Origin of the sequence: Wolbachia endosymbiont (group A) of Ischnus inquisitorius, assembly GCF_964026985.1 — a bacterium.
Lineage (GTDB): Bacteria > Pseudomonadota > Alphaproteobacteria > Rickettsiales > Anaplasmataceae > Wolbachia > Wolbachia pipientis.
Genome location: NZ_OZ034715.1, coordinates 684,233 through 708,536, shown reverse-complemented (window position 1 = coordinate 708,536; position 24,304 = coordinate 684,233). Strand labels below are relative to the sequence as shown.

The following is a 24,304-nucleotide window of genomic DNA, read 5'->3' as shown; positions in this document are numbered from 1 at the left end:
GATGGTATACTATCATCATCATTTAAGGAGTCATTATGGGACAGATATTACATGGGTGCGCCAAAACAACACAGACGATTCGTAGAGCAATACAAAATAGAAAAGAGAGCATAGCAAAACTCTCCAAGCATTATAACCTTAATCCAAAAACTATTATTAAGTGGAGAAAACGTTCATTTACGAAAGATGCTGATATGGGTCCAAAGCATCCAAGATCAACTGTTTTAACGCTAGAAGAGGAAGCTATAATAGTTACATTTCGCAAGTATACACTACTGCCACTAGATGATTGCCTTTACGCTCTGCAGTCTACAATTCCGCATTTGACTCGCTCTAGCTTGCATCGTTGTTTACAAAGACACAACATTAGCAGATTACCAACTGTTGATGGAGAAGTTAAGTCAAAAAAGAAATTCAAACAATATCCTATCGGTTACTTTCATATTGATATTGCTGAAGTTAGAACTGAGGAGGGCAAATTACATTTGTTTGTTGCTATTGATAGGACATCCAAATTTACCTATGTTGAGTTGTGTAACAGTGCTACAAAACCCATAGCTGCTGAGTTCTTACGTAATTTGATTAGAATTTTACCGTATAAAATCCATACTATTTTGACAGATAACGGTATACAATTTACAAACCAGAAGCGTCATAAGTATGCTTTCCAACATATATTTGATAGAGTTTGCGAAGAGAATGTTATTGAACATCGTTTGACAAAAGTTAGCCATCCTTGGACGAATGGGCAAGTCGAGCGTATGAATAAAACTTTAAAGGATGCTACAGTTAAGAAGTATTACTATCAATCGCACCAGCAACTTAAAGAACACCTTTATAACTTTGTTATGGCTTATAATTATGCAAAGAGACTCAAAACTCTTAAGGGTCTTACTCCTTATGAATTTATATGTTATCAGTGGACACAGTCTCCAGAATTATTTATACTAAATCCACACCATCACACTCTGGGACCATACAGTTAGAGGTTGTCCGGAAACAAGTAAAAGGCTATAATATCTGAAATTTTAGTACGGGGTAAAGATGAGAAAAAAGTATCCAACAGATCTAAGCGAAAGGGAATGGGCAAGAATAGAAAAACACTTCAGAGTATCATACAAGAAAGGAGGAAGGCCGCAAAAGTATAGCAAAAAAGAAATATTAGAAGCAATTTTCTATGTATTGCGTACAGGGTGTCAATGGCGGTATTTACCAAATGATTTTCCGCTATGGAAGACTGTGTATGAGCAGTTCAGGCAATGGAAGAAGCAGGGAATTTTTGAGAAAATGAATTATGAAATTACAAAATATAGTAGAAGAAAAATAGGAAGGAATGAGCAGCCGAGTGCCTGTATAGTAGATAGTCAATCTGTAAAGACTACAGAAAAGGGGGGATCAAAGGCTATGATGGAAGTAAAAAAGTAAAGGGTAGAAAAAGGCATATAATTACAGACACTCAGGGTTTTATACTAGGTTGTTACGTAGGCGCTGCTAACGAAAATGATAGAGATGGTATTAAAATAGCATTAAACAATATGAGAACAAAATATACTAAAGTTAAAAAAATGTGGGCTGACATGGGATACCAAGGAAGAAATTTAAAGAATCACATAAAGGAAGAATATGACATAGATATTGAAATTGTTAAAAGGCCTCCATGTAGATTTTGGGTGCACAAAGATACGCCACCTGAGCTACTACCAACAAGAGAACAAGGGTTTAAAGTACAGCCAAGAAGATGGGTTGTAGAAAGGACTTTTGCTTGGGTTAATAGGAATAGAAGGCTATCGAGGGAGTATGATTTACTCACAACATCCACTGAGAATTTCATATACCTAGCTATGAGTAGGGTTATGTTAAAGAGGGAATATGCTTGAATTTACTAGTTTCCCGACAACCTCTTATTTTGATTAACATATGCATAAGACTTTGGGCTTAATATGTATCACATTTTAAAATACAAAGATTATGAACCAAAAATAGACGAAAGTGCTTTCATCGCAGGTGGTTCGCATATCATAGGCAAGGTTGAAATAGGAAGAGATGCAAGCATCTGGTTTAATTGTGTAATCAGAGGGGACGTTGGATCAATAAAAATAGGTAATGGAACAAATATTCAAGATGGAACGGTAATTCATGTGGATAGAAACCCAGGTGGTGACACAATTATTGGCAGCATGGTAACAGTGGGACATTTTTGTATGTTGCACGCATGCACGGTGCATGATAAAGCGTTTATTGGTATGGGCTCTACCGTGATGGACCATGCAGTTGTGGAGCCTGAAGCTATGGTAGCTGCTGGCTCACTGGTAACACACGGAAAAGTGATAAAAAGTGGGGAAATATGGGCTGGCAGGCCAGCAAAGTTCTTCAAAAAGATGTCGAATGAAGAAATTAAACATATTACACAATCAGCACAAAATTATATTATGCTAATGAAGGAATATAAAAACTGAAGTTCGCGTCAAGTGTTTTACTTGACACGTACATTTCGGCTTAACCCTTGTTACTTCTTTTTCCCATCTCATTTACTTCTTGTGCTTTTGCCCCATCTACTTGAGTACTAGGTAATACTGCATATGTAATACCACCGGCTACAAGTGCAGATGCTACTGCTATACCAACCATTACCCAAATATCTAATCTCACTGTACGTTCAAGTGCAGTAAATGCTATCAGTCCAGCAGCAAGACCCATACCAACAGTAGCAGTGTACCGTGCTCCATTGCCTTGTTTTGGTTGCTCAGTTGTTTTGTTTTTAGCTTCTAGTTCTTTATTTTCCTTCTCTAACTGATGAACTCGAGCATTTCGAGCTTGTAAGTCTTTCTTTAGGCTTTCAACTTCAGCATTTGGTTGGTTTATTTTAGCTTCTAATTCTTTTATCTTATCCTCTTTACCCTTTAACTGAGCAGCATCTGGTCGGTTGCTTAACTGTGCTTCTAAATCTTTTATTTTCTCGTCTTTATTTTTTAACTGAGCAGCATTTGGTTGGTTGTTTAACTGTGCTTCTAAATCTTTTATTTTATTTGTTAGTGTTGTTTTTTCACCCTCTAACTTCGTAACAGCAGCATCTGGTTGAGCTTTTAATGCTGTTATTTCATTCTCTTTCTCTGTTAACTTTTGCTGTAACGCCACAGCATCTAATGCTTCCAATTCTGTTATTTTAGCATTTTTCTCTTCTAACTGCTGCTGCAACGCTGTAGAATCTATTGCCTTTAGTTTTTCCACTTCAGCTTCTAAGTCTTGTTTTTCCTGCTGAGCTGTGTCCAATTGATCTTGTAATTCTTGTGTTTTAATTCTCAATTCCTCCTCAGCTTTCTTCTTTGCAGCTTCTAATTCTTCATTTTTCCCCTTTAACTGCTCTTCTGCAGCTTCCAATTCTGTTGTTTTAACATTTTTCTCTTCTAACAATTGTACTGTGGGATGGCAAGATAGGGCTTTTACCATAATCTCCTCTTTCCCATCGTTAAAGCCTAACAGATTTTTCATTTCTTCTAGGCGACTAAAATATTTGCCACCCTTTTTCCCAACGGATTTTACATTCATGATTGTATTATCTCCTAGTTCTTCTTGAGGATAAGAACCAGTAATATATAGTTGTTGATCATTTAGCGTACAGCCCACATAAAACTTGTCATCAATTATAGCACCACTCTTATCTACGTTTTTATACTTTTTAAATTCTTCATAATCATCTTTTTTTATAACAAGCACTATTTTATCATCGGCAACCTGTATTGTACCATTCTTTAAGCTTAGCATAACGAGCCTCAATTATAACTTAACATTACATAATACCCTTAGAACCTAAGGTCAAGTAATATTTTTATCATAGCATAGAAAATTTATGTTCGTAAACAAAAAATTTTGGCGTAAAATTGCCGTAATTGTGCTATAGCTAAAGTAATTTAGGTTTACCGACCATCGTCATTCCGCTGCTTGTTAGCGGGATCTAGAGATACCGCGGCGGTATAACGTTGCTAGCTTAAGGTGTAAAATTGAGAAATATTTATGTTAAAAGAAAAATACGGCTTTAAAGAAGTTGAAGACAAATGCAACATATTATGGGAAGGTAGTAAAGTTTACAGGTGGAATGGTGAAAAGGATAACACTTTCACTATAGACACACCTCCACCGACAATATCGGGTAAATTGCATATTGGCCATATATTTAGCTATTGCCACACGGACTTTATTGCAAGGTTTCAGCGCATGCTGGGAAAAGATGTGTTTTACCCAATTGGGTTTGATGATAATGGGCTTCCCACTGAAAGATTGGTTGAGCAAACCTATAAAACCCGCGCAAAAGAAGTTGGCAGAGAAAAATTTATAGAGATGTGCCATGAGGTTATTGAAAAATCAAAGCAAGAATTCAAGGAACTATTTAAATCGGTCGGCATTAGTTATGACTGGGATTTGGAATATCACACGATCAGCAAGGAAACTGTGACGCTTTCACAGATGTCGTTTATTGATCTATATAATAAAGGGTATGCATATAGAAAAATGCAGCCCATCCTTTGGGACCCGGTTGATAAAACAGCAATTGCGCAAGCAGAAATAGAAGATAAAGTTTTTGAGTCATCCTTAAACACGATAGTTTTCTCTACTCAAGAAAATGAGCAGATCAACATTGCAACTACGCGGCCTGAGTTACTTCCCGCATGTGTTGCAGTTTTTTGTCATCCAGAGGATGCGCGCTACACTCATCTAATCGGAAAAACAGCCATAGTGCCAATAACAAAGGAAAAAATTCCAATCATAGCTGATGATAAGGTTAAAATAGATAAAGGCACTGGGCTTGTTATGTGCTGTACGTTTGGTGATGAACTCGACATATATTGGCAGCAAAAGCATAATCTACCGATGAAAATTATCATCGATCAGGATGGGAGGATGAACCTTCATTCAGTACATGGTCAGAAGGAAGAAACATGGATTCCAGTGTCAGCTACTCGGATGACAGACGATATACTAAATGAAATAAATGGATTGAAAGTTACAGCAGCAAGAAAGAGGATGATTGAAATCTTGAGTGGAAAAGGACTTTTGATAGAAAGCACTAACATTTCTCATTCTGTTAAGTGTGCAGAAAGATCTGGTGCACCACTTGAGATATTGCCTACTTATCAATGGTTTATCAAGACCTTAGAGCAAAAAGCTCAAGTATTAGATAAAGTAAAAGAATGCAATTGGCACCCAAGCAATATGCGTAAACGCATGGAAGTGTGGATAGAAGGGCTAAATTGGGACTGGTGCATCTCAAGGCAGCGCTATTTTGGTGTGCCATTTCCAGCGTGGTATTCCAAGCGTAAAGGAGAAGAGGGCAAAATCATCCTAGCTGAAATAAAGGCCCTACCTATAGATCCATCGAAAGATTTACCAAAAGGGTATAGCAAAGAAGAGATTATCCCAGATCAAGATGTAATGGATACTTGGGCCACAAGTTCAATTACTCCTCAACTAAGTGCACTGGCAGTAAACAGTGAGTTTAGCTTACCAAATCATCGCTATGATACGATATTTCCTGCAGATCTGCGCAGCCAGAGCCATGAGATAATAAGAACTTGGGCTTTTTATACTATTTTAAAGGCACATTATCATGCAAATTCTTTACCTTGGAAAAACATTATGATCAGCGGTTGGTGTTTAGCAGATGATAAGAAAAAGATGAGTAAATCAAAGGGTAACATCATCACTCCTCATGTAATACTTGAAACTTATGGAGCTGATGTAGTGCGCTATTGGGCAGCGAACTCAAGGCTTGGAGTTGATACAGTCTACTCTGAAAATATATTCAAAATTGGCAAGCGCCTAGTTACAAAACTTTGGAACGCTAGCAAGTTCGTTTCCATGTTCATGGAAAAGCATCAAACAGTAAGCATAAATTCCATCAGTGAGACGATGGATAAATGGATACTGTCTAAGCTGTACAAAGTAATAGGTAGAGCAACGAATAACCTATTACAATTTGAATACTGCGAAGCTTTGGGCGTAATAGAGGAATTTTTTTGGAAGGATTTTTGTGATAGTTACTTGGAGTTAGTAAAAAAACGTGCGTACGGAAGCAGTTTAAGTGCAAAACAAAGCTTGGCATATGTACTGAATATTACTTTGCGGTTATTTGCACCTTTTCTGCCATATATTACAGAAGAGATATATCACCAGTTGTATAGTTATAATTCTGTACACAATCAAAGTAATTGGCCGAGCAAAGAAGAACTTATCTACGATAAATATTCAGAGGAAATGGGAGATAATGTTATTCAGATATTAAACATTATCAGAAAGATAAAGGCAGATAATAATGTATCAGTTAAGCATCTGATAAAAAAGTTGATGATAAAAGCAGATCTACGAGAGGATAAATTGAATCAATCTGCACAGGATGATTTGCAGGCAGTTTGCAATGCGGAAACGATAGAGTGGATGCAGTCTGAGCTTGAAACTGAAGACGGAAAATACATAGTGAATATAGATTTACATTGATTTTTGTGTGAAATTAGTTTGACTTCCTTTAACGTGAGTGTTACCATAACAATCGTTTTACGTGTCAGGGATAATGATAGGAAATCTATATAATAAAAATAATGCACCATATTTTATAGCTGGTGCTCTTGCTACTTTGGTATTGCTTGCGTCTGGGACACTTGCTGTTGCCCCTTATGTTAAGTTCTTGTCTTCAGTTGCAGCCTTTAATGTAGCTCTTCCTGTTGCTTTGAGTTTGTCTATACTTTCTATTTTGGTGCTTGCACTTTCATGTAAAATAATTAGTAATAATGTAGAATTGGAAGCAAAAGTAAAAGGTCAGTTAGAACATAAGGAGGAGATGCTTTCTCTTGAACACCAAGAGTTACGTGATGAAAATACAAGATTGAATGAAAGAGTAGATTCTTTAATGGAGGAATTGTGTCAATGCAAATTAGAAAGTGAAAAGAATAAGTTATGTTTAAAGTCAGAATATGAAGATGAGTTACTCTTAAGATTGGAATATGAAGGTGAATTAAACTTGGAATTAGAACATAAAAGTAGGGAAGCTTCTTCTCTGCGTACTCAATTAACTATGTTAAGAAAAAAAGTAGAAGTAGAAGAAGTAAAACAATTAAAAACTTTAGAATCGGAAGAACAACATGAGAGCTCAGAAAGCGACATAGAAGAATTAGAGAAGAAGTTATGCCAGTCGGAAAAGGAAAAGAAAGAATTAGAAGGTAAAGTTAGTGATGAACGTCAAAAGCGCACTGATCTTGAAAGTAAAGTTGATAAATTGTATACAAAGGAGAAAGAGTACTTATCTAAAATTAAGGAGCTGGAAAAGGAATTATCATCTTTAAAAGAAGACGAGGAAGAACTTGTTGATGAATCAATGAGAGCTAACGATGATCTCAAGGAAACTGCAAATAAATTTAAAGAAAAAGAGAGAGAATATGTAACGAAAGCAGTATTTACTGTACTCGATGTAGTGGAAAAAAGAGTAGAGCAAGAACTTTCTGATTTGGAAGAACAGCAATACATACAAGATACAGGCCATATACAAAAAGGAGTTGATGTATTTATGCAACCTATATATAGAAAGTTAAATATAGATAATCAACAAAAACTCAACGATTGTACTACAACGTTGAAACAGTTACAGGATCTTCTAGCTCCTTGCGATTCTGGATATGCTAGTAGACGTTCTACCCCGATCAATAGCCACTAGACATTTTGAGTACAGTTGTACACTGGATACATAAAACCTTAGCCATTTTTAGCTAGTAGACTGAAGATGGGAAGTTTGTTGTAGGTGCAGGATAAAAATAAATACTCCCCTCCACAGATAAGAGAATTTTAATAAATATATACAAGACTGCTGAACGTGGGGGGGAGGGGAGTAATGAGCAATTTGCTTAGTGAGGCTAATGCATTTTATTTTGTAGCTAGTTCCTTAGCTACTCTTACGTTACTTACATCTTTAGCGCTTATTTGGTGCTTGCACTTTTATATAAAATAATTCGTAATAATAAGAAAATAGAGATTGAGAGAAATAAATTCGCTCAAAAAGAGCAAGAGTTGGAAAATAAAATAACTCTAGGAAAGGAAGCTGAAGAAGCTGCAAACAAAGAAGTGAAGAATCAATTACATGAATTATAGCATTTCTCATAATAGTCCGAATAGGTCATAGGAAGGCAGAATCAACAGCACGACGAAAGGATTCGAATAGAGGAATGTTTTTCCTGGCTCTGTTTTTTATAGCAAACCAATGATGCTCAATTTTGTTAAAATCTGGAGAATAAGGCGGCAGATACAAAATTTCTGCACCGACTCCTTTAGCGAGCTTGATAAGCTTATCAGACTTATGAAAAGTAGCATTATCAAGAATGACAGTTTGTCCAGGTTCTAAGATCGGTGCCAAAAATTGCTCAAACCATCCATTAAAAATATCCATATTACAGTGGCCTTCAAATGTTAATGGAGCAACTATCTTTCTTCTACTTAAGGCTGCAACCATGCTGATTCGTTGAGTTTTTTTTCCAGATTTTAGGGCATAAAATCGCTGTCCTTTCTGGCAATACCCATATGGATAGTCCTCCGTGTTATCAATCCCAGACTCATCTATATACACTAAGTTTTCTGGTTCTTTTGTTGCTATAATTTTTAAGAATTCAGCACGTTTTTCTTCGTTCCTTTCCTTGTATCCATATGTCTTTTTTTGCGCGTAAATCCAATTTTTCTGAGAGCTCGGTGGATCGTTTGGATACTAACGTTGCCCCAAAGTTTAGCCATTTCCGACAGAGTTTTTCTACCGTGTTTTTTAGCAAATTCGATAAACTTATTCCAGTCGATAATTTTCTGATTGTAACCTCCATTACCGAGTTTTTTTGACTGAAAGTCGCCTGTTTCTTTTTTTCTTTGCTGCCACTCCCACAAAGTAGTTCGTCCAATTTTAAATCTTGCTGCCACTGCTTCTCTGCTTTCCCCTTCGTCTAGTGCTTCCATTGCTTTTTTTCTTAAATCATAACTATATGCTGCCGGCATCCAACCTCCTTATCGCCATCTATCCTTAATCTTATCATATCCGGACTTCTGTGGAAAGAGCTATAACTAGAGAGAAGCAAAATTTAGACAAGAGAGCAAAAAAATTGAATCAGAAAGTAAATGAGTCAGAAGCTGAGAGAAAATCTTTTCTTAAAGAAAAAGAATCTTTAGAGAAAAAATTAGAAACAGCAAAGAATCGTACGTTTGAAATAGACAATGAATTGGACAAAACAAAAGAGGAAATAGATAAGCTTGTTGCACGAGAAGAAGAATTACATCTTAAAATCTCGTGTTTACGTGAACAGTTACAAGAAAAAGAAGAACGTATAACAGAATTGAAAGGGAAAATAGACAATAATCAATGCAAAGAATTAGAAAATAAAAAATTGAATGAGGAAGTAGAAAAATTACGTAAAGAAATAAGGGAGTTATACGAGAAAGAAGACAAATTTTATAAAGAAAGAGATATATTACGTAAGAAAGAAGACACACTTTATAAAGAAAGAGATATATTATATGAGGAAGAAAAAAAGTTGCATACAAAATTAGATGACCTAAAATGTGAAATCAGAAAAATCAATAAAGAAAAGGAAAATTTATCTAAAAAATTGGAAAAGAAATTTGACGAGTTAGATGAAGCAAATGGTTTAATTGAAAATCAGTCTTTTGAGTTAGACGGAATAAGAAAAGATTGTAACAATGAGGTAAAAGGTTTAAAAAATTTACTTTTAGAGCGAGACAGTCAAATAGAACAACTTGAAGAAGATTTGTTGAGAAATGCAGAAGAGAAAAAGGGTTATTTACCGGAAATGTTAGAATCTGTGGTAGACAAGGTAGAAAAATTGGTAAACAATAATGAAGCGATCGGAGATCGTAGTAGAAAAATAATATTACAGGAGACTCAAAAAATAAAGTTTATATTGAAGGAAATTATGCAATTCACGCTAGGTGAAGATTCTAGATGTGAATCACCATCAGAGGAAACGTTTGATTGTTTACTGGAGGATCTTGGATATGCAAGTCGCTCATCCACTCCGATCAAATTGCCAAATTCACTATTGACAGAATCTTATGAACGTAATCAGAGTGAAAGTATTTGCAAAACACAACAATGAGTCTTATTATAAGATAAATCATGCAAGATAATGAACCCAATAATATGCGCACTGGATACACAAGACTTAAATAAGGCTATTTCTCTAGCTAATGCTCTGCGTGGTAAAGTTGGCATGGTAAAGCTGGGATTAGAATTTTTTGCTGCTCAAGGTCTTTCTGGAGTGCAAGAAGTTGCAAAATGCAATGTACCAATTTTTTTAGATCTGAAATTGCATGACATTCCAAACACTGTAGCTAAAACAGTTGAAGTAATAAAAGTTCTGAACGTTGAAATGTTAACTCTGCACATCAGCGGTGGAACAAAAATGCTTGAAGAAGCGCTAAGTGTAGTGCAAGGCACAAAAATAAAGCTGATTGGAGTGACAGTGCTAACTAGTATGAGCAATGAGGATTTAAACGAGCTTGGAGTAGCAAGAGAGGCAAAATCACAGGTAATTTTGCTTGCAAAGCTTGCAAAAAAGATTGGACTCCATGGAGTAGTCTGTTCTGCACTAGAAGCTCAAGAAGTGCGCCGAGAGTGCGGTGAAGACTTTAAAATTATTACTCCAGGAATTCGTATAGATCCAGGTCATGACGACCAAAAAAGAACAGCAACACCAAAAGAAGCAATAAATTCAGGAGCTGATTATATCGTCATTGGCAGACCCATTACAAAAACTACAAGTAGTGCGGAGCTAATATTGAAATCCATGAAAGAATTTTAATATAATAACTTAATTTATAAAAATACTAACATATTAATTAGGAATAAGCATGAGTAATATCAATAGAATAATACGCAAAGTAATCAAGGAATTCCGCTCAAAATTACCAGATAAGGAAATAGAGGAATATTCTGGCAAATTGAATAAGCTACATATCTACCAGTGCAATAAGCATATAATAGAAAATAAGAAGCTATATCATTATACAATAAATGGGAAAACCCATGCTATGGGTCAGCATGGGCATAATTTTGTCAAGAGTTTAGAAGTTATCTTGAGGAATAAGCCACAAATTTCCTTAGAAGAGGTAATTGATTTTATGGAAAAAATAATTAATTTTGGTATTGATAGTTGTTATGGAGCATTTGAGATGATATTTGAATCTCGCTCTGGTGTTACAATAGATGATGCAGTTAATTTTGTAAAAGATAGCTTATCTAGTAAATTTTATAGATTCCATGGCAGTGGGATTTTCAAAGTAATATTAGAACTTAATCCAGAGAGCTCTCTTGAAGAGATAGAGAAACAATTTAGCAAAGTAGTAGATCCTTACTTTCTTAATGCTTGGAGTCGAGAAAGTGAAAGGGCTTTTGCTAAGATATGTAGGTTATGTAGAGAAGGACATGTGGAGAATATGCAGAAATTTGATTTTAGCAATTTTAATTTAGATCAAGATAGTGCTGGAGCATTAAGAGCACTGTTACAGTATTGTGTTGACGTTTCTAATCAAAAAGCTTTAGGTGATTCACATGAATTGCATAGAGAAGAGATGGAGGGGATATATAAATTTGATGATAATTACGATTTAAATTTAGATAGTGATCATAATGATAGTATCTGGCATTGAAATTATACTACAATAATAAAATAACTGGATAAAAATTATCACCAAAAAAATTCAAAAAAGTGCTTGACATAAAAGAACGAACATTATATAGTGTCATTATCTTTTATTTTATCTCGCTTAATTTAATTACTGGATTAAGCTTACAGTACTAAGCGTGGCACAAAGTGCCACGCTATTTTTCGGTTTACATTTTCAACAGATAAAAAATGATGCCATTTCAGTGCCAAGCACATAACTGTACGGATATTCATTTTTAAAGGTAAATTGCACAACAGATGATGTCATTCCAGTGCTTGACACTGGAATCCAGAAATTTTGCTTATAACTGAGCTGATGAGCTAAAGGTAGTTGTCTTACGCTAAAACAAACGTTTTTAATTAAGTTGCATAGAAGCTGGATCCCAGTGTCAAGCACTGGAATGACATCGTTTACTATGTACCATATTGCAATATTCGTACAACTGTGGGAAACATCTATGGATGCCATTCCTATTACCTTATTTCCATTTTTATTTCATTTTCAAAGGAGGCTATTATGTCACTTACCGATATCGCTCACCGTATCAATGAACTCGCTTCATCATGGGAGCAATTTAAATTAATAAATGATCGCAAACTAAAAGAAATTGAAAGCAAAGGGCGTGCTGATTCTGCAACAATTGAGCAGCTATGCAAGGTAAATAATGCCATTGATAGTTGCAAAGAGCGTTTAGACTTGATCGAAACTGCAGCTCAACGCCCAGAAGTAAATACAGATTTTAGCACAAGCGATAAATATTTTTCTGATTATATCCGCAAGGGAATGGAAAGCGGTTTATCACACAAAACCCTCAGTGGAGATGACAGTGATATCGGGGGGTATCTAGTTACTCCGCATATTGTAAAACGCATAAACAAGCGCGTAACTGATTCGTCCCCAATGCGACAAATATGCTCCAGTCAAAGAATCTCTACTGAAACATTGGATTACATTATAGAAGATTTTGACCGCGCCGGTGCAGGTTGGAGCAGTGAAACAGTAGATGATGAGGACGGTGGCAATAAGTCTAAGTATGATTTTGCAAAAGATACGGACACGCCCAAAATCCAAAAGATTTCCGTCACAACTTACGAGTTATATGCTCAACCACAAATATCACAAAAGTTACTCGATGATGCGTTTGTCGATGTTGAGAGTTGGCTGGTGGAAAAGATTGCCGAGACTTTTAGTAAGGAAGAAAGCGAAGCCTTCATTAAGGGTGAGGGCACTTTTCAACCAAAAGGAATTTTAGCTTATGAAAATGGAAACAGTTATAATAAAATAGAGCAAGTTAAAACTGAAAAATTAGATAGTGATTCAATAATGATGTTGTATTACTCTCTGGACGAATATTATTCCAAAAATGCGTCATTTTTGATGAACAGGAGTACGTTGAAGGATATCAGGCTGCTAAAATCTCAAACAGGTCAGTATCTCTGGCAGCCAAGTCTGTCGCTTGAAGCTCCAGATACTTTAATGGGAATACCAGTATATCAATCTGCCGATATGCCACCAGCGCCAAACAATCAGCTACCAGTAATTGCGATGGCAGATTTCAAACAAGCTTATAAGATTGTAGATAACAGAGGAATGAGAATATTAAGAGACCCTTATACGAATAAACCTTATGTGAGGTTTTTTGTCACTAAGCGTGTCGGCGGAGAGGTTGTAAACACCAGTGCTATTAAATTGTTGAAAGTTGCGAGCAAGTACTAAAAACTTCCGCAGCATCATCTTTATAGCTGATCAAAGCAACACGTCATACCGCGATTCATTCCATAACTGTACGAACATTGTGATTTTGGCCCATCAGGAGGGTGTCATCCCAGTGCTTGACACATATAGCTAAACTGACTTAGATTTACCGACAGTTTGAAAAACAAAAATTCGTCATTCCGCTACTTGTTAGCGGAATCTATGCTGAGATATCGCGGCGGTATGACGTAGGAAAACCTTTCTTGGGTTAGCTATAGTTTGCTATATTATGTGATTTTATTTTTAGCATTGCTTCTTACATTATGTAATTTTGTTTTCCATAATGTATATTATGTAATTTTCGATGCTAAAATCTGTTATAGCTCTCAGTATGATATGAGTGATTCTCTTTTAATAATTATTTTTTAAATAGTTTGTTGGTTCATCAATTTCTTTAGGATTGATATCTACAATTATTTTTCCGTTTTTTAACAGAATAATCCGATCTGATATTTTTGTTAAAAAATCCAAATTGTGAGAAGCGATAATCATAGTAATACCCATATCTCTAACTGATTGTAAGAGTTCCACAACGTCGACTATTGTTGCTACGTCTAAACCAGACGTTGGCTCATCGCATAATAGAATCCTTGGATTCATCATTAAGCTTCTGGCAAGCGCAACCCGCTGTTTTTGCCCACCGGATAGATTACTAGGGTAATCATTTTTTTTAGAGGCAATACCCAAAGACTCAAGTAGTGAATCACTTTGATCCTGAGTTTTGTTTTTAAGTTTGGGAGCATATGTAAGATTTTCCCAGACAGTCATATGTGAGAAAAGTTGAAAATCCTGAAATACAAAACCAGTACTATCATTGCATTCAATGCTACCAGAATCTAAAACTTCGAGTTTTTGTATACAACGTAACAATGTTGATTTACCACTACCAGAAGGACCAGCAAGACCAACTATAGATTGTTCTATAATCAGGTTAATATTATTAAGTACTGGAACATTATTAAATAATTTACAAACATTATGCATTTTTATCATATATACCTTTCTGTTCAATCTTTTTGCCTATATATTCAATTAGTAATACAAGAGCGTAATAATAAGCCCCAGCAAGACAAAGTGGTATAAAATAAGTAAATTGTTCTGCTGCAAGCATTTGCGCAGAGCGCATAATATCAACACCACCAATAGTAGAGATTAATGCCGTTTCTTTAAGGAGTGCAATGATCTCATTTATCATTGCAGGAAGAATATTTTTAATAACTTGTGGTAATATAATATCTCTCCACATATAGAAACTAGGTATTTGTAAAGTTTTAGCTGCTTCAAACTGGTTTTTTGATATAGTTTCAATACCAGCTCGTAAAATCTCAGCAATATAAGCACAGCTATTTAGACCAAATGCTATAATGCCAGCACTAAATATGTTTAATTTAATTCCTGCAATGGTTGGAGTCATAAAATAAACAACACTTAACTGTAATATAAGGGGGGTGCCACGTATTACAGATATAATTCCATTAATTAATGGAATACAGATCTTATTATATCTGAGTACTGAAAATAACCCTCCTAGACTCATACCTAAAAGCAGTCCTCCAATCAATAATTTTAAAGTAAAGGCAAGGCCTGTTCCAACAAACAAGAAATTAGAAATTAATTCCTGCATCAGTTATCTCCTAGCCATTTTTCTGCTATTTTTTGTATTACACCTTTACTTTCTAAACTTTTTAATGCCTCGTTTATTTTATCCTTTAAATCAGATCCTTTATTCACAGCAATAGAATAACCATTATCTGACTTAGCGATGGCTGACCATGATAGACCAGGATTTTTTTTGCTAAATACTTTACCTTGGAACCCATCGATTAGGACGCCATCAACATGACCAGACTTTAATGTTTCTACAGCTTGATTATTATTGTCTATAGCAATAATTTGAGCTGTTGTAGGAACATGCTCTTTTAGCCAAATTTCCATGACAGTTCCTAGTTGAACGGCTATCTTCTTGTGAGTTAAATTGTTTATACCGGCTATGGGTTTATTTTTGTGATATAGAATAACAAATTCCCCTGTATAATAACTATTTGAAAAATCAAAATTTTTTTCACGCTCTTCTGTGCTACCAATAGTAGATATAGCAGCATCTACAGAATTACTTTGCAATGCTGCAAATATAGTACTAAACTGCATATCTTTAAATATTGCTTCTTTACCTAACTCTTTTGCTACTAATTGAGCAAGCTCAATGTCAAAGCCAGTAAATTTACCATTTTCACGATATTCAAAAGGTGGATAATCTGCAGAAATTGCAAATTTAATGATATTATCGTATTTATCTTCCTTGCATCCTGTTAATAGAATACTTATCGCTATAATAGCATTTAAAATGTATTTTTTCATATTACTAATTTATATTCATATTTTATTCATCTTATGAATATAGACATTAAAAATTGAATAGTCAAGAAATAATGAATATAATTTCAAATATACTTATTACATATTCAATATGAGGAAAATGCATAATGCATGACAACACACTAGGTGAACATATTTTAAATATTATTCAAAATCACGAAATTTTAGAGCAGAGCGATTTACAGACCTTGCTTAAAGAAAGAGGGCACAACATTCCTCAGGCTACTTTATCAAGAAAATTAAAAAAACTTAAAATTGCCAAAGTTGCTGGTGTGTATAAAGTAATCGATATCAACCAGTATCAATTACCATTGATACTTAATATGCAAATTTCGGATTTTGGTTTAATAGTACTACATACCCAACCAGGACAAGCTAGCAGTCTGGCTTACTTTCTAGATCAGAAATATGTTATTTATTCATTAAATAATAGCAAAAACATAGGAATTATAGGAACTATAGCAGGTGATGATACAGTATTATTGATCATCAAAAGTAAGACTGAACTTAACAAAGTATTACAATCAATTTATGAAACATTTCCATATTTAAGTCCTGAATAAGAATGTTGTAAGTTAAAAATGTGATATAAAGGAGATAAGAGGGATTTCTTTGTTTAAATCTTTGTCTTCTTTTTTTCAATATACCTACATATCAGAATGGACAATTCATATAGAATCAGCATAGGTATTGCAAGCCCTACTTGGCTTAATACATCAGGTGGAGTTAAGATTGCAGCAATAATAAAAATTACCACTATTGCAATTCTACGTTTATTTGACAAACTTTGTGCAGTCAGTAGCCCAACTCTCACCATTAATGTGAGTATTACTGGAATTTGAAATGCAGTGCCAAAAGCAAACATAAATTGGAGAACGAGGTCTAAATATTCGCTAACTGATGGCATAAACTCTATTGGTATACCGAAAGATTTCCCACTATGTTCAAAAGTGATGAAAAACTTCCAGGCTAAAGGAAATATATAGTAATAGACTACAGTAACTCCCGTTACAAATAAAACCGGTGTTGCAATCAAGTATGGCAACAACACTGCCCTTTCACTTTTATATAACCCAGGTGCTAAGAACATATAAAATTGCCATGCAAACACAGGAAAAGAAAACAAAAGTGCGCTCATTATTGCAACTTGGAGATACACAAAAAATGCCTCTGTTAAGTCTGTGTAAATTAAAGAAAAACCTTCGCTACCTTTTGTTGCTTCTATTAAAGGTGCGAGTAAAAAACGGTATATATTTTCCTTAAAGTAATAACAAAAACCAAAAGCAACGCAAAAAAATAGAAAGCAAAAGATAACTCTTTTTCTGAGTTCCGCAAAGTGCTCATAAAATGAGGCGTATTTGCTTGAGTTCCAGTTCATACTTTACTATAGCTCAATAATGCTATGTCTAACATTCTCAGCGAAAAAGCCCACTCATTGTCATACCACGCTGCAACCCTGCATATATCACCTGTAACATATGTACCAGTTAAATCCACAATTGCACTATAAGGGTTATGCACAAAATCTATTGAGACTAAAGGTTCCTCGCATATAGAAAGTACATTTGACATTGGATAACCCTCTGTCATCCTAGTACCCTCTGATGTCATCCGAGTAGCTGACACTGGGATCCAGAAATTAGATTCCAGCGTCACGCGCTGGAATGACGTAGAGGAGAGAGCTGCATCCTTAAACATTTCATTGATTTCTTTAACGGTCGCTTTCTTATCAGTCGTAAATGTAAAATCAACCATAGAAACATTGCTAACCGGAACTCTGACGGCAGTGCCATCTAGCTTGCCCTTTAATTCAGGAATTATAGAACCAATTGTTTTTGCTGCTCCGGTTGTAGTTGGCACCATAGATAATCCGCAAGCCCTTGCTCTACGCAAATCTTTATGATTACCATCAAGAACATTTTGATCATTCGTGTAGGCATGTATAGTAGTCATAAAACCGCTTTTTATACCTAAACTGGAGTGTAGGACTTTCACAATCGGAGCAAGGCAATTTGTAGTGCAAGAACCTGCTGATATCACTTTATGCTCTTTTTCGAGCATATCGTCATTCACACCATAAACTATAGTGACATCAGCATCCGGAACTGGAGCAGAGACAATTACTTTCTCTGCATTGTGCCTTATTGCTTCTTCACGTTTATTGAATGCACCAGTACATTCAAGTATTACATCAACATTCCAAGGAATATTTTCAGGATTCCGTTCTCTATATAAAGAAAACTTTTTGCCATTTATAGAAATCCAATTTTGAGACTCATTAAAATCAATATCACCACTGAATTTGCCATGAACAGAATCATATTTAATCAAATGTGCATGCTGCTTTGCACTGAGCGATCCATTGACAGCTACAACTTCTATTTGTTTGCTATATTCTTCTATTTCGAAAATAGCACGCAATACGCCTCTGCCTATTCTACCCAGACCATTAATTCCTACGCGAACCGTCATCTCTTCATTCAAAAAATTTAATTATAGAGGATATCACTTGATATTTCATTTTATTCTTTTGCTTTTCTATCGATATGAACATTATAGCAAGGAGACAGGGCTAAAAACTTGCTTGACAAACTCCGCCAGCCCCCTTATCATGAAACTGAAGCTATGTATGGTCCCAGAGTGTGATGGTGTGGATTTAGTATAAATAATTCTGGAGACTGTGTCCACTGATAACATATAAATTCATAAGGAGTAAGACCCTTAAGAGTTTTGAGTCTCTTTGCATAATTATAAGCCATAACAAAGTTATAAAGGTGTTCTTTAAGTTGCTGGTGCGATTGATAGTAATACTTCTTAACTGTAGCATCCTTTAAAGTTTTATTCATACGCTCGACTTGCCCATTCGTCCAAGGATGGCTAACTTTTGTCAAACGATGTTCAATAACATTCTCTTCGCAAACTCTATCAAATATATGTTGGAAAGCATACTTATGACGCTTCTGGTTTGTAAATTGTATACCGTTATCTGTCAAAATAGTATGGATTTTATACGGTAAAATTCTAATCAAATTACGTAAGAACTCAGCAGCTATGGGTTTTGTAGCACTGTTACACAACTCAACATAGGTAAATTTGGATGTCCTATCAATAGCAACAAACAAATGTAATTTGCCCTCCTCAGTTCTAACTTCAGCAATATCAATATGAAAGTAACCGATAGGATATTGTTTGAATTTCTTTTTTGACTTAACTTCTCCATCAACAGTTGGTAATCTGCTAATGTTGTGTCTTTGTAAACAACGATGCAAGCTAGAACGAGTCAAATGCGGAATTGTAGACTGCAGAGCGTAAAGGCAATCATCTAGTGGCAGTAGTGTATACTTGCGAAATGTAACTATTATAGCTTCCTCTTCTAGCGTTAAAACAGTTGATCTTGGATGCTTTGGACCCATATCAGCATCTTTCGTAAATGAACGTTTTCTCCACTTAATAATAGTTTTTGGATTAAGGTTATAATGCTTGGAGAGTTTTGCTATGCTCTCTTTTCTATTTTGTATTGCTCTACGAATCGTCTGTGTTGTTTTGGCGCACCCATGTAATATCTGTCCCATAATGACTCCTTAAATGATGATGATAGTATACCATCACTCTCTGGGACCATACAGATTCTTTAAATTTCTTCCTTGGTATCCCATGTCAGCCCACATTTTTTTAACTTTAGTATATTTTGTTCTCATATTGTTTAATGCTATTTTAATACCATCTCTATCATTTTCGTTAGCAGCGCCTACGTAACAACCTAGTATAAAACCCTGAGTGTCTGTAATTATATGCCTTTTTCTACCCTTTACTTTTTTACTTCCATCATAGCCTTTGATCCCCCCTTTTCTGTAGTCTTTACAGATTGACTATCTACTATACAGGCACTCGGCTGCTCATTCCTTCCTATTTTTCTTCTACTATATTTTGTAATTTCATAATTCATTTTCTCAAAAATTCCCTGCTTCTTCCATTGCCTGAACTGCTCATACACAGTCTTCCATAGCGGAAAATCATTTGGTAAATACCGCCATTGACACCCTGTACGCAATACATAGAAAATTGCTTCTAATATTTCTTTTTTGCTATACTTTTGCGGCCTTCCTCCTTTCTTGTATGATACTCTGAAGTGTTTTTCTATTCTTGCCCATTCCCTTTCGCTTAGATCTGTTGGATACTTTTTTCTCATCTTTACCCCGTACTAAAATTTCAGATATTATAGCCTTTTACTTGTTTCCGGACAACCTCTATAGTATTTTCTAAAACGAATGATAAACGTCTAAAATGGTATTACCAACTAAAAGGTGTAAGTTTGTACATTGATGCATTAGAGGTCTGAGGCGACTTTTGATGGTGTGCCAACAATGCTCTATCGGATTTAGATCTTACTATTACCCACAAATATAAATGTTTGTTGCATAGCTCTTAATGGCATAACTTTTGCTTGAAATAACTGTTTATATGGTGCAATTTACAGCTTTTAGTTGCTAAAATTATAACTCTTAGTTTAATAATTTTAATCTAATAAGCTTTCAGGTTAATAAAATTAAATTATTTGAGTAAATACAATACTATGTTTTTATTTGTGGGTAATAGTAAGGCTTAAAGCAAAATGTAGTACGAACGGTAGGTGGATCTAAAAGATCGAATTACAATCCTGTATACAGCATTTTGCATTATTGTTTGATTATATTTATAGGTACAAAAATGGCTAGAATAATTTTCATGGGAGTAGATGTTTCCAAGGAAGCATTGGACATCTCAATTAATGGCAAGCATAAGCGCATAGCAAACGTGAGTGATGCTATATCTAAGTTTATAGAAACAAATATAGTCGATTTACCCATCAAGTTATGTGTAAGCTGGTGGCTATGAAAAGCTCATTATAAAATTGTTGCAAGATAACTGTCCATAAAGCTCACCCGAATCGGGTATATGCATTTGCCAAAGCTTGCAATCATTTTGCAAAAACTGACAAGTTATAGCTCTTTCCACAGAAGTCCGGATATGATAAGATTAAGGATAGATGGCGATAAGGAGGTTGGATGCCGGCAGCATATAGTTATGATTTAAGAAAAAAAGCAATGGAAGCACTAGACGAAGGGGAAAGCAGAGAAGCAGTGGCAGCAAGATTTAAAATTGGACGAACTACTTTGTGGGAGTGGCAGCAAAGAAAAAAAGAAACAGGCGACTTTCAGTCAAAAAAACTCGGTAATGGAGGTTACAATCAGAAAATTATCGACTGGAATAAGTTTATCGAATTTGCTAAAAAACACGGTAGAAAAACTCTGTCGGAAATGGCTAAACTTTGGGGCAACGTTAGTATCCAAACGATCCACCGAGCTCTCAGAAAAATTGGATTTACGCGCAAAAAAAGACATATGGATACAAGGAAAGGAACGAAGAAAAACGTGCTGAATTCTTAAAAATTATAGCAACAAAAGAACCAGAAAACTTAGTGTATATAGATGAGTCTGGGATTGATAACACGGAGGACTATCCATATGGGTATTGCCAGAAAGGACAGCGATTTTATGCCCTAAAATCTGGAAAAAAAACTCAACGAATCAGCATGGTTGCAGCCTTAAGTAGAAGAAAGATAGTTGCTCCATTAACATTTGAAGGCCACTGTAATATGGATATTTTTAATGGATGGTTTGAGCAATTTTTGGCACCGATCTTAGAACCTGGACAAACTGTCATTCTTGATAATGCTACTTTTCATAAGTCTGATAAGCTTATCAAGCTCGCTAAAGGAGTCGGTGCAGAAATTTTGTATCTGCCGCCTTATTCTCCAGATTTTAACAAAATTGAGCATCATTGGTTTGCTATAAAAAACAGAGCCAGGAAAAACATTCCTCTATTCGAATCCTTTCGTCGTGCTGTTGATTCTGCCTTCCTATGACCTATTCGGACTATTATGAGAAATGCTATAGATGCTAAATTACTGGAAAAATACGCTGAATTTGTCAGTAAAGACGGTGAAGTAAAAGGATGTATAATTTCACAAAAGCAAGAGGAATTAAAGGAGCTGGGGGCAGTTGAGCGTAATTTAAATGATGCAATTCATGCAAACAAGTGTCGCCTGCAAAGTGCGACGGGAAAAGCTAGAGAATACATAGAAAGACAGATAGGGTTTGCTGAAAAACAATTGAAAGAAATTAGGCAAGACATAGAAGACGCAATAGCTGAATTGAAAGGAAAAAATGAGCTTTTAATCAGCTATAAAGGTATTGGATCAAAGACGGCGAGCGTTCTACTGACAGAGGTGCCTGAGCTTGGTAGATTAGAGAATAGAGAAATTGCATGCTTAGTTGGAGTTGCACCTAAAACTAGTGAAAGTGGAAGAAAAGTTGGCAAAGCTCAAATCAAAGGAGGCAGGTTTTATGAAAGGAAAGCACTATACATGTCAGCTCTTGTTGCTATGCGCCACAACAGAAAAATGAAAGCGTTTTATCAGCGTTTGGTTGATTCTGGCAAAGCTGCTAAGGTTGCATTAGTTGCTGTCATGAGAAAAATTATCGTTTGTTTAAATGCCATGATAAAAAATAACAACTTTTATCTTGACTCTTAAGACGGTAGATGACAGACCATTGATTGTATGGGTTCCATCTGTTATATATAATCTTTTTGAATACGAAGAAAACTGATGAATGAGTATGATATTACGGTTATAGGTAGCGGTCCTGGTGGTTATATAGCGGCAATTAGGGCGGCACAGCTTGGGTTTAAAACTGCAATTGTGGAAAAAGAAAAAAATTTAGGCGGTATATGCTTAAATTGGGGATGTATACCAACAAAATCACTGCTTAGAGCATCTGAGGTTTATAGGCTAATAAAAAGATCAAAAGAGTTTGGTATAGAAGTAAAGGGAGCGAATTTTGATATACAATCAATAGTGAAATACTCAAGAAACGTTGTTGATAAATTGTCAAGCGGTGTTGCATATTTGATGAAAAAAAATAATATCAAAGTTCATCAAGGTTTTGGTAAACTTGCAGGCAATGGTACTATAAAAGTCGTTAGCGATAAGGAAGAACAAGAAATTGTTTCCAAGCATATCATTTTAGCAACAGGCGTGAGGGCACGGAATCTGCCTGGAATAGAGGCAGATGGAGATTTAATATGGAATGCGCAGCACGCTATGACTCCAGAGAGATTACCAAAATCGCTACTAATTATAGGGTCTGGTGCAATTGGAATAGAATTTGCAAGTTTTTATAGTACTTTGGGTGTTGATGTAACAATCATAGAGATAAAGAGCACTATTTTGCCGCTGGAGGATAAGGACATTTCAGATTTAGCACAAGAAATATTCACAAAACAGGGGATAGAAATATATACAAGCAGTAGCGTAAAAGCTCTTACTAAAAGTAAAGACTCTGCTCAAGTGCTACTAAGTAGTGGTGAGAGCAAAGAATTTGAGAGGGTGATTGTTGCGGTTGGAATTCAAGCAAATATTGAAAATATAGGTTTAGAAAATACAAAAATTAAATTAAGCCCTTCTGGCTTTATTGAAACGAATGAATGGTATGAAACTAGTGAATCAAATGTGTATGCAATAGGTGATGTAGCTGGCCCACCATGTTTAGCACATAAAGCGAGCCATGAAGCCGTGATCTGCATTGAAAAGATTGCTGGTAAAAATGCTCATGCGTTAAAAAAAGAATGCATACCAAATTGCACTTATTCTCATCCACAAATAGCGAGCATCGGCCTTACTGAGGAACAGGCAATAAAAGGTGGGTATGATATAAAAATAGGAAAATTTCACTCTAACTTTAATGGTAAATCTGTTGCACTCAGTGAAACTGAAGGGTTAGTGAAAACGATTATAGATAAAAAAACCGGAGAAATTCTGGGTAGCCACATGATAGGTGCAGAAGTAACGGAGTTAATTAGCAATTTTGCTCTTGCAAAGCAACTAGAAGGAACAGACTTCGACATAAAATCTACGATTTTTCCTCATCCAACCATTTCAGAGATGATACATGAATCAGTGCTTGCTGCAGATGTTAAATAGTTGAACTAACGTTCCATCGTTTTAGAGTTGTCAATGTCTTGAGTAGTAGTTTGATTAGGCACTTTAGTTTCAATAGATTGATTACCACCAGCATCAGAATTCTGTAACTCTTCTTTCAATCCCTTAGCTGCTTCTTTAACTTCAAGCTTTGCCTTTGGATGAAGATCTTCTGGGCCTTTTCCTTTAGTATCCAAACCTTGTTGTAGATTAGTGCTTTTCATTTTATTATGCTGCTCGTGCTCAGGTAGGTCAACGACCGAATTGAAAAGAATTTTTATTATATTTTTTAGCAGTTCTAAAAAACCTCCGCTTCTGCCTTCTCTTTGTTCTTGAGGTTTATTTTTCTCATTAGGTTCTTTTTTACTATTACTTTTAGGCATTTTTAACTCAACTATCATAACGCTTAATAAAATTCTACGTGCAAATTGTTAAATAACAGTTAACAATCTA

Annotated in this window: 25 protein-coding genes and 1 pseudogene; 15 read left to right on the top strand and 11 right to left on the bottom strand. The window is 35.4% G+C overall.

Annotated elements, in window-relative coordinates; all coding sequences use genetic code 11:
- The first annotated feature begins 35 nt into the window (after positions 1–35).
- The 3 genes from AAGD90_RS03615 (at position 36) to AAGD90_RS03605 (ending at position 2,456) form a co-directional block, all read left to right on the top strand.
- Positions 36–986: an IS481 family transposase gene (locus tag AAGD90_RS03615; RefSeq protein ID WP_341821639.1), complete on the top strand. Its 951-nt coding sequence runs from the start codon at positions 36–38 to the stop codon at positions 984–986.
- 58 nt (positions 987–1,044) lie between these two features.
- Positions 1,045–1,877, top strand: a protein-coding gene (locus AAGD90_RS03610; RefSeq protein ID WP_341821638.1) for an IS5-like element ISWpi1 family transposase whose coding sequence is annotated in 2 segments (ribosomal slippage) — positions 1,045–1,414 and positions 1,414–1,877 — 834 coding nt in all. Because the reading frame shifts where the segments join, the coding sequence is not laid out codon by codon here.
- A gap of 63 nt (positions 1,878–1,940) precedes the next feature.
- Positions 1,941–2,456, top strand: a complete 516-nt coding sequence (locus AAGD90_RS03605; protein WP_264373819.1) for a gamma carbonic anhydrase family protein — start codon at positions 1,941–1,943, stop codon at positions 2,454–2,456.
- A 40-nt stretch (positions 2,457–2,496) separates the two neighbouring features.
- On the opposite strand, the gene AAGD90_RS03600 is transcribed toward AAGD90_RS03605, so the two are convergent.
- Positions 2,497–3,762 (bottom strand): hypothetical protein, encoded by a 1,266-nt coding sequence (locus AAGD90_RS03600; RefSeq protein ID WP_264706235.1) that lies wholly within the window; start codon positions 3,760–3,762, stop codon positions 2,497–2,499.
- A gap of 249 nt (positions 3,763–4,011) precedes the next feature.
- Here AAGD90_RS03600 and AAGD90_RS03595 point away from each other — a divergent pair, with 249 nt between their 5' ends.
- From AAGD90_RS03595 to AAGD90_RS03585, 3 genes are all read left to right on the top strand, one after another.
- Positions 4,012–6,489, top strand: coding sequence for a valine--tRNA ligase (locus AAGD90_RS03595; RefSeq protein WP_341821637.1), 2,478 nt, complete (start codon positions 4,012–4,014; stop codon positions 6,487–6,489).
- A gap of 73 nt (positions 6,490–6,562) precedes the next feature.
- Complete coding sequence (locus AAGD90_RS03590) at positions 6,563–7,699, top strand: hypothetical protein (RefSeq protein ID WP_341821636.1); 1,137 nt, start codon at positions 6,563–6,565, stop codon at positions 7,697–7,699.
- A gap of 263 nt (positions 7,700–7,962) precedes the next feature.
- On the top strand, positions 7,963–8,130 hold the full coding sequence (locus AAGD90_RS03585) for a hypothetical protein (protein ID WP_341821635.1): 168 nt from the start codon (positions 7,963–7,965) through the stop codon (positions 8,128–8,130).
- A 25-nt stretch (positions 8,131–8,155) separates the two neighbouring features.
- Here the strand turns inward: AAGD90_RS03585 and AAGD90_RS03580 are convergent.
- A protein-coding gene (locus AAGD90_RS03580) for an IS630 family transposase (RefSeq protein ID WP_156518142.1) occupies positions 8,156–9,015 on the bottom strand; the annotation gives its coding sequence in 2 pieces (ribosomal slippage) (positions 8,156–8,691 and positions 8,691–9,015; 861 coding nt in all).
- A 50-nt stretch (positions 9,016–9,065) separates the two neighbouring features.
- Between AAGD90_RS03580 and AAGD90_RS03575 the strand changes: the two genes are divergently transcribed.
- Genes AAGD90_RS03575 through AAGD90_RS03565 form a run of 3 tightly spaced genes read left to right on the top strand, consistent with a single transcriptional unit; the run spans position 9,066 to position 11,682 of the window.
- Entirely contained in the window at positions 9,066–10,130 is a 1,065-nt protein-coding gene (locus AAGD90_RS03575) for a hypothetical protein (protein WP_341821634.1), read from the top strand.
- A gap of 30 nt (positions 10,131–10,160) precedes the next feature.
- Complete coding sequence (pyrF, locus tag AAGD90_RS03570; protein ID WP_264339403.1) at positions 10,161–10,835, top strand: orotidine-5'-phosphate decarboxylase; 675 nt, start codon at positions 10,161–10,163, stop codon at positions 10,833–10,835.
- Between the two features lie 49 nt (positions 10,836–10,884).
- Positions 10,885–11,682 carry a hypothetical protein gene (locus tag AAGD90_RS03565; protein ID WP_341821633.1) on the top strand — a complete coding sequence of 266 codons (798 nt, stop codon included), beginning with the start codon at positions 10,885–10,887 and terminating at the stop codon, positions 11,680–11,682.
- A 192-nt stretch (positions 11,683–11,874) separates the two neighbouring features.
- Here the strand turns inward: AAGD90_RS03565 and AAGD90_RS03560 are convergent, their stop codons facing one another.
- On the bottom strand, positions 11,875–12,168 hold the full coding sequence (locus AAGD90_RS03560) for a hypothetical protein (RefSeq protein WP_010962608.1): 294 nt from the start codon (positions 12,166–12,168) through the stop codon (positions 11,875–11,877).
- 48 nt (positions 12,169–12,216) lie between these two features.
- Between AAGD90_RS03560 and AAGD90_RS03555 the strand changes: the two genes are divergently transcribed.
- Positions 12,217–13,416: a phage major capsid protein gene (locus tag AAGD90_RS03555; RefSeq protein ID WP_065094900.1), complete on the top strand. Its 1,200-nt coding sequence runs from the start codon at positions 12,217–12,219 to the stop codon at positions 13,414–13,416.
- 390 nt (positions 13,417–13,806) lie between these two features.
- On the opposite strand, the gene AAGD90_RS03550 is transcribed toward AAGD90_RS03555, so the two are convergent.
- Genes AAGD90_RS03550 through AAGD90_RS03540 form a run of 3 tightly spaced genes read right to left on the bottom strand, consistent with a single transcriptional unit; the run spans position 13,807 to position 15,813 of the window.
- On the bottom strand, positions 13,807–14,448 hold the full coding sequence (locus tag AAGD90_RS03550; protein ID WP_010962606.1) for an amino acid ABC transporter ATP-binding protein: 642 nt from the start codon (positions 14,446–14,448) through the stop codon (positions 13,807–13,809).
- A complete protein-coding gene (locus AAGD90_RS03545) occupies positions 14,432–15,079 on the bottom strand; it encodes an amino acid ABC transporter permease (RefSeq protein WP_007548901.1) in 648 nt (215 codons plus the stop codon). The genes AAGD90_RS03550 and AAGD90_RS03545 overlap by 17 nt, the downstream gene beginning before the upstream one ends.
- Entirely contained in the window at positions 15,079–15,813 is a 735-nt protein-coding gene (locus AAGD90_RS03540; protein ID WP_341821632.1) for a substrate-binding periplasmic protein, read from the bottom strand. Before AAGD90_RS03540 ends, AAGD90_RS03545 begins: the two co-directional genes overlap by 1 nt.
- A 125-nt stretch (positions 15,814–15,938) precedes the next feature.
- Between AAGD90_RS03540 and AAGD90_RS03535 the strand changes: the two genes are divergently transcribed.
- Complete coding sequence (locus AAGD90_RS03535; protein ID WP_338406790.1) at positions 15,939–16,394, top strand: ArgR family transcriptional regulator; 456 nt, start codon at positions 15,939–15,941, stop codon at positions 16,392–16,394.
- Positions 16,395–16,447: 53 nt separating this feature from the next.
- Here AAGD90_RS03535 and tatC read toward each other — a convergent pair whose 3' ends face one another.
- The 4 genes and pseudogenes from tatC to AAGD90_RS03515 form a co-directional block, all read right to left on the bottom strand.
- Positions 16,448–17,209: a twin-arginine translocase subunit TatC gene (gene tatC / locus AAGD90_RS03530; RefSeq protein ID WP_341821631.1), complete on the bottom strand. Its 762-nt coding sequence runs from the start codon at positions 17,207–17,209 to the stop codon at positions 16,448–16,450.
- Complete coding sequence (locus AAGD90_RS03525) at positions 17,206–18,303, bottom strand: type I glyceraldehyde-3-phosphate dehydrogenase (protein ID WP_264329858.1); 1,098 nt, start codon at positions 18,301–18,303, stop codon at positions 17,206–17,208. The genes tatC and AAGD90_RS03525 overlap by 4 nt, the downstream gene beginning before the upstream one ends.
- Positions 18,304–18,440: 137 nt before the next feature.
- On the bottom strand, positions 18,441–19,403 hold the full coding sequence (locus AAGD90_RS03520) for an IS481 family transposase (RefSeq protein ID WP_341821630.1): 963 nt from the start codon (positions 19,401–19,403) through the stop codon (positions 18,441–18,443).
- Positions 19,404–19,457: 54 nt separating this feature from the next.
- Positions 19,458–20,020 (bottom strand): annotated as a pseudogene (locus tag AAGD90_RS03515) (IS5-like element ISWpi1 family transposase); the annotation flags it as partial.
- 494 nt (positions 20,021–20,514) lie between these two features.
- Here AAGD90_RS03515 and AAGD90_RS03510 point away from each other — a divergent pair.
- From AAGD90_RS03510 to lpdA, 4 genes are all read left to right on the top strand, one after another.
- Positions 20,515–20,706, top strand: a complete 192-nt coding sequence (locus AAGD90_RS03510; protein ID WP_341817337.1) for a hypothetical protein — start codon at positions 20,515–20,517, stop codon at positions 20,704–20,706.
- A 170-nt stretch (positions 20,707–20,876) separates the two neighbouring features.
- Positions 20,877–21,736, top strand: a protein-coding gene (locus tag AAGD90_RS03505) for an IS630 family transposase (RefSeq protein WP_156518142.1) whose coding sequence is annotated in 2 segments (ribosomal slippage) — positions 20,877–21,201 and positions 21,201–21,736 — 861 coding nt in all. Because the reading frame shifts where the segments join, the coding sequence is not laid out codon by codon here.
- Positions 21,737–21,751: 15 nt separating this feature from the next.
- Positions 21,752–22,405 carry a transposase gene (locus AAGD90_RS03500; protein ID WP_341821629.1) on the top strand — a complete coding sequence of 218 codons (654 nt, stop codon included), beginning with the start codon at positions 21,752–21,754 and terminating at the stop codon, positions 22,403–22,405.
- 75 nt (positions 22,406–22,480) lie between these two features.
- Positions 22,481–23,854 (top strand): dihydrolipoyl dehydrogenase, encoded by a 1,374-nt coding sequence (gene lpdA, locus AAGD90_RS03495; protein ID WP_151807945.1) that lies wholly within the window; start codon positions 22,481–22,483, stop codon positions 23,852–23,854.
- A 5-nt stretch (positions 23,855–23,859) separates the two neighbouring features.
- On the opposite strand, the gene AAGD90_RS03490 is transcribed toward lpdA, so the two are convergent.
- On the bottom strand, positions 23,860–24,252 hold the full coding sequence (locus AAGD90_RS03490; RefSeq protein ID WP_006279962.1) for a hypothetical protein: 393 nt from the start codon (positions 24,250–24,252) through the stop codon (positions 23,860–23,862).
- Positions 24,253–24,304: the final 52 nt, after the last annotated feature.

Excerpts from the sequence above, each read along its gene's own strand:
- AAGD90_RS03535 (WP_338406790.1), top strand. The coding sequence starts at position 15,939 with ATGCATGACAACACACTAGGTGAACATATTTTAAATATTATTCAAAAT.
- AAGD90_RS03565 (WP_341821633.1), top strand. The coding sequence starts at position 10,885 with ATGAGTAATATCAATAGAATAATACGCAAAGTAATCAAGGAATTCCGC.
- AAGD90_RS03600 (WP_264706235.1), bottom strand. The coding sequence starts at position 3,762 with ATGCTAAGCTTAAAGAATGGTACAATACAGGTTGCCGATGATAAAATA.
- AAGD90_RS03560 (WP_010962608.1), bottom strand. The coding sequence starts at position 12,168 with ATGGCATCCATAGATGTTTCCCACAGTTGTACGAATATTGCAATATGG.
- AAGD90_RS03550 (WP_010962606.1), bottom strand. The coding sequence starts at position 14,448 with ATGATAAAAATGCATAATGTTTGTAAATTATTTAATAATGTTCCAGTA.
- AAGD90_RS03595 (WP_341821637.1), top strand. The coding sequence starts at position 4,012 with ATGTTAAAAGAAAAATACGGCTTTAAAGAAGTTGAAGACAAATGCAAC.
- AAGD90_RS03615 (WP_341821639.1), top strand. The coding sequence starts at position 36 with ATGGGACAGATATTACATGGGTGCGCCAAAACAACACAGACGATTCGT.
- AAGD90_RS03490 (WP_006279962.1), bottom strand. The coding sequence starts at position 24,252 with ATGATAGTTGAGTTAAAAATGCCTAAAAGTAATAGTAAAAAAGAACCT.
- tatC (WP_341821631.1), bottom strand. The coding sequence starts at position 17,209 with ATGAACTGGAACTCAAGCAAATACGCCTCATTTTATGAGCACTTTGCG.
- AAGD90_RS03545 (WP_007548901.1), bottom strand. The coding sequence starts at position 15,079 with ATGCAGGAATTAATTTCTAATTTCTTGTTTGTTGGAACAGGCCTTGCC.
- pyrF (WP_264339403.1), top strand. The coding sequence starts at position 10,161 with ATGAACCCAATAATATGCGCACTGGATACACAAGACTTAAATAAGGCT.
- AAGD90_RS03555 (WP_065094900.1), top strand. The coding sequence starts at position 12,217 with ATGTCACTTACCGATATCGCTCACCGTATCAATGAACTCGCTTCATCA.
- lpdA (WP_151807945.1), top strand. The coding sequence starts at position 22,481 with ATGAATGAGTATGATATTACGGTTATAGGTAGCGGTCCTGGTGGTTAT.
- AAGD90_RS03590 (WP_341821636.1), top strand. The coding sequence starts at position 6,563 with ATGATAGGAAATCTATATAATAAAAATAATGCACCATATTTTATAGCT.
- AAGD90_RS03500 (WP_341821629.1), top strand. The coding sequence starts at position 21,752 with ATGAGAAATGCTATAGATGCTAAATTACTGGAAAAATACGCTGAATTT.
- AAGD90_RS03605 (WP_264373819.1), top strand. The coding sequence starts at position 1,941 with ATGTATCACATTTTAAAATACAAAGATTATGAACCAAAAATAGACGAA.
- AAGD90_RS03540 (WP_341821632.1), bottom strand. The coding sequence starts at position 15,813 with ATGAAAAAATACATTTTAAATGCTATTATAGCGATAAGTATTCTATTA.
- AAGD90_RS03525 (WP_264329858.1), bottom strand. The coding sequence starts at position 18,303 with ATGACGGTTCGCGTAGGAATTAATGGTCTGGGTAGAATAGGCAGAGGC.
- AAGD90_RS03520 (WP_341821630.1), bottom strand. The coding sequence starts at position 19,403 with ATGGGACAGATATTACATGGGTGCGCCAAAACAACACAGACGATTCGT.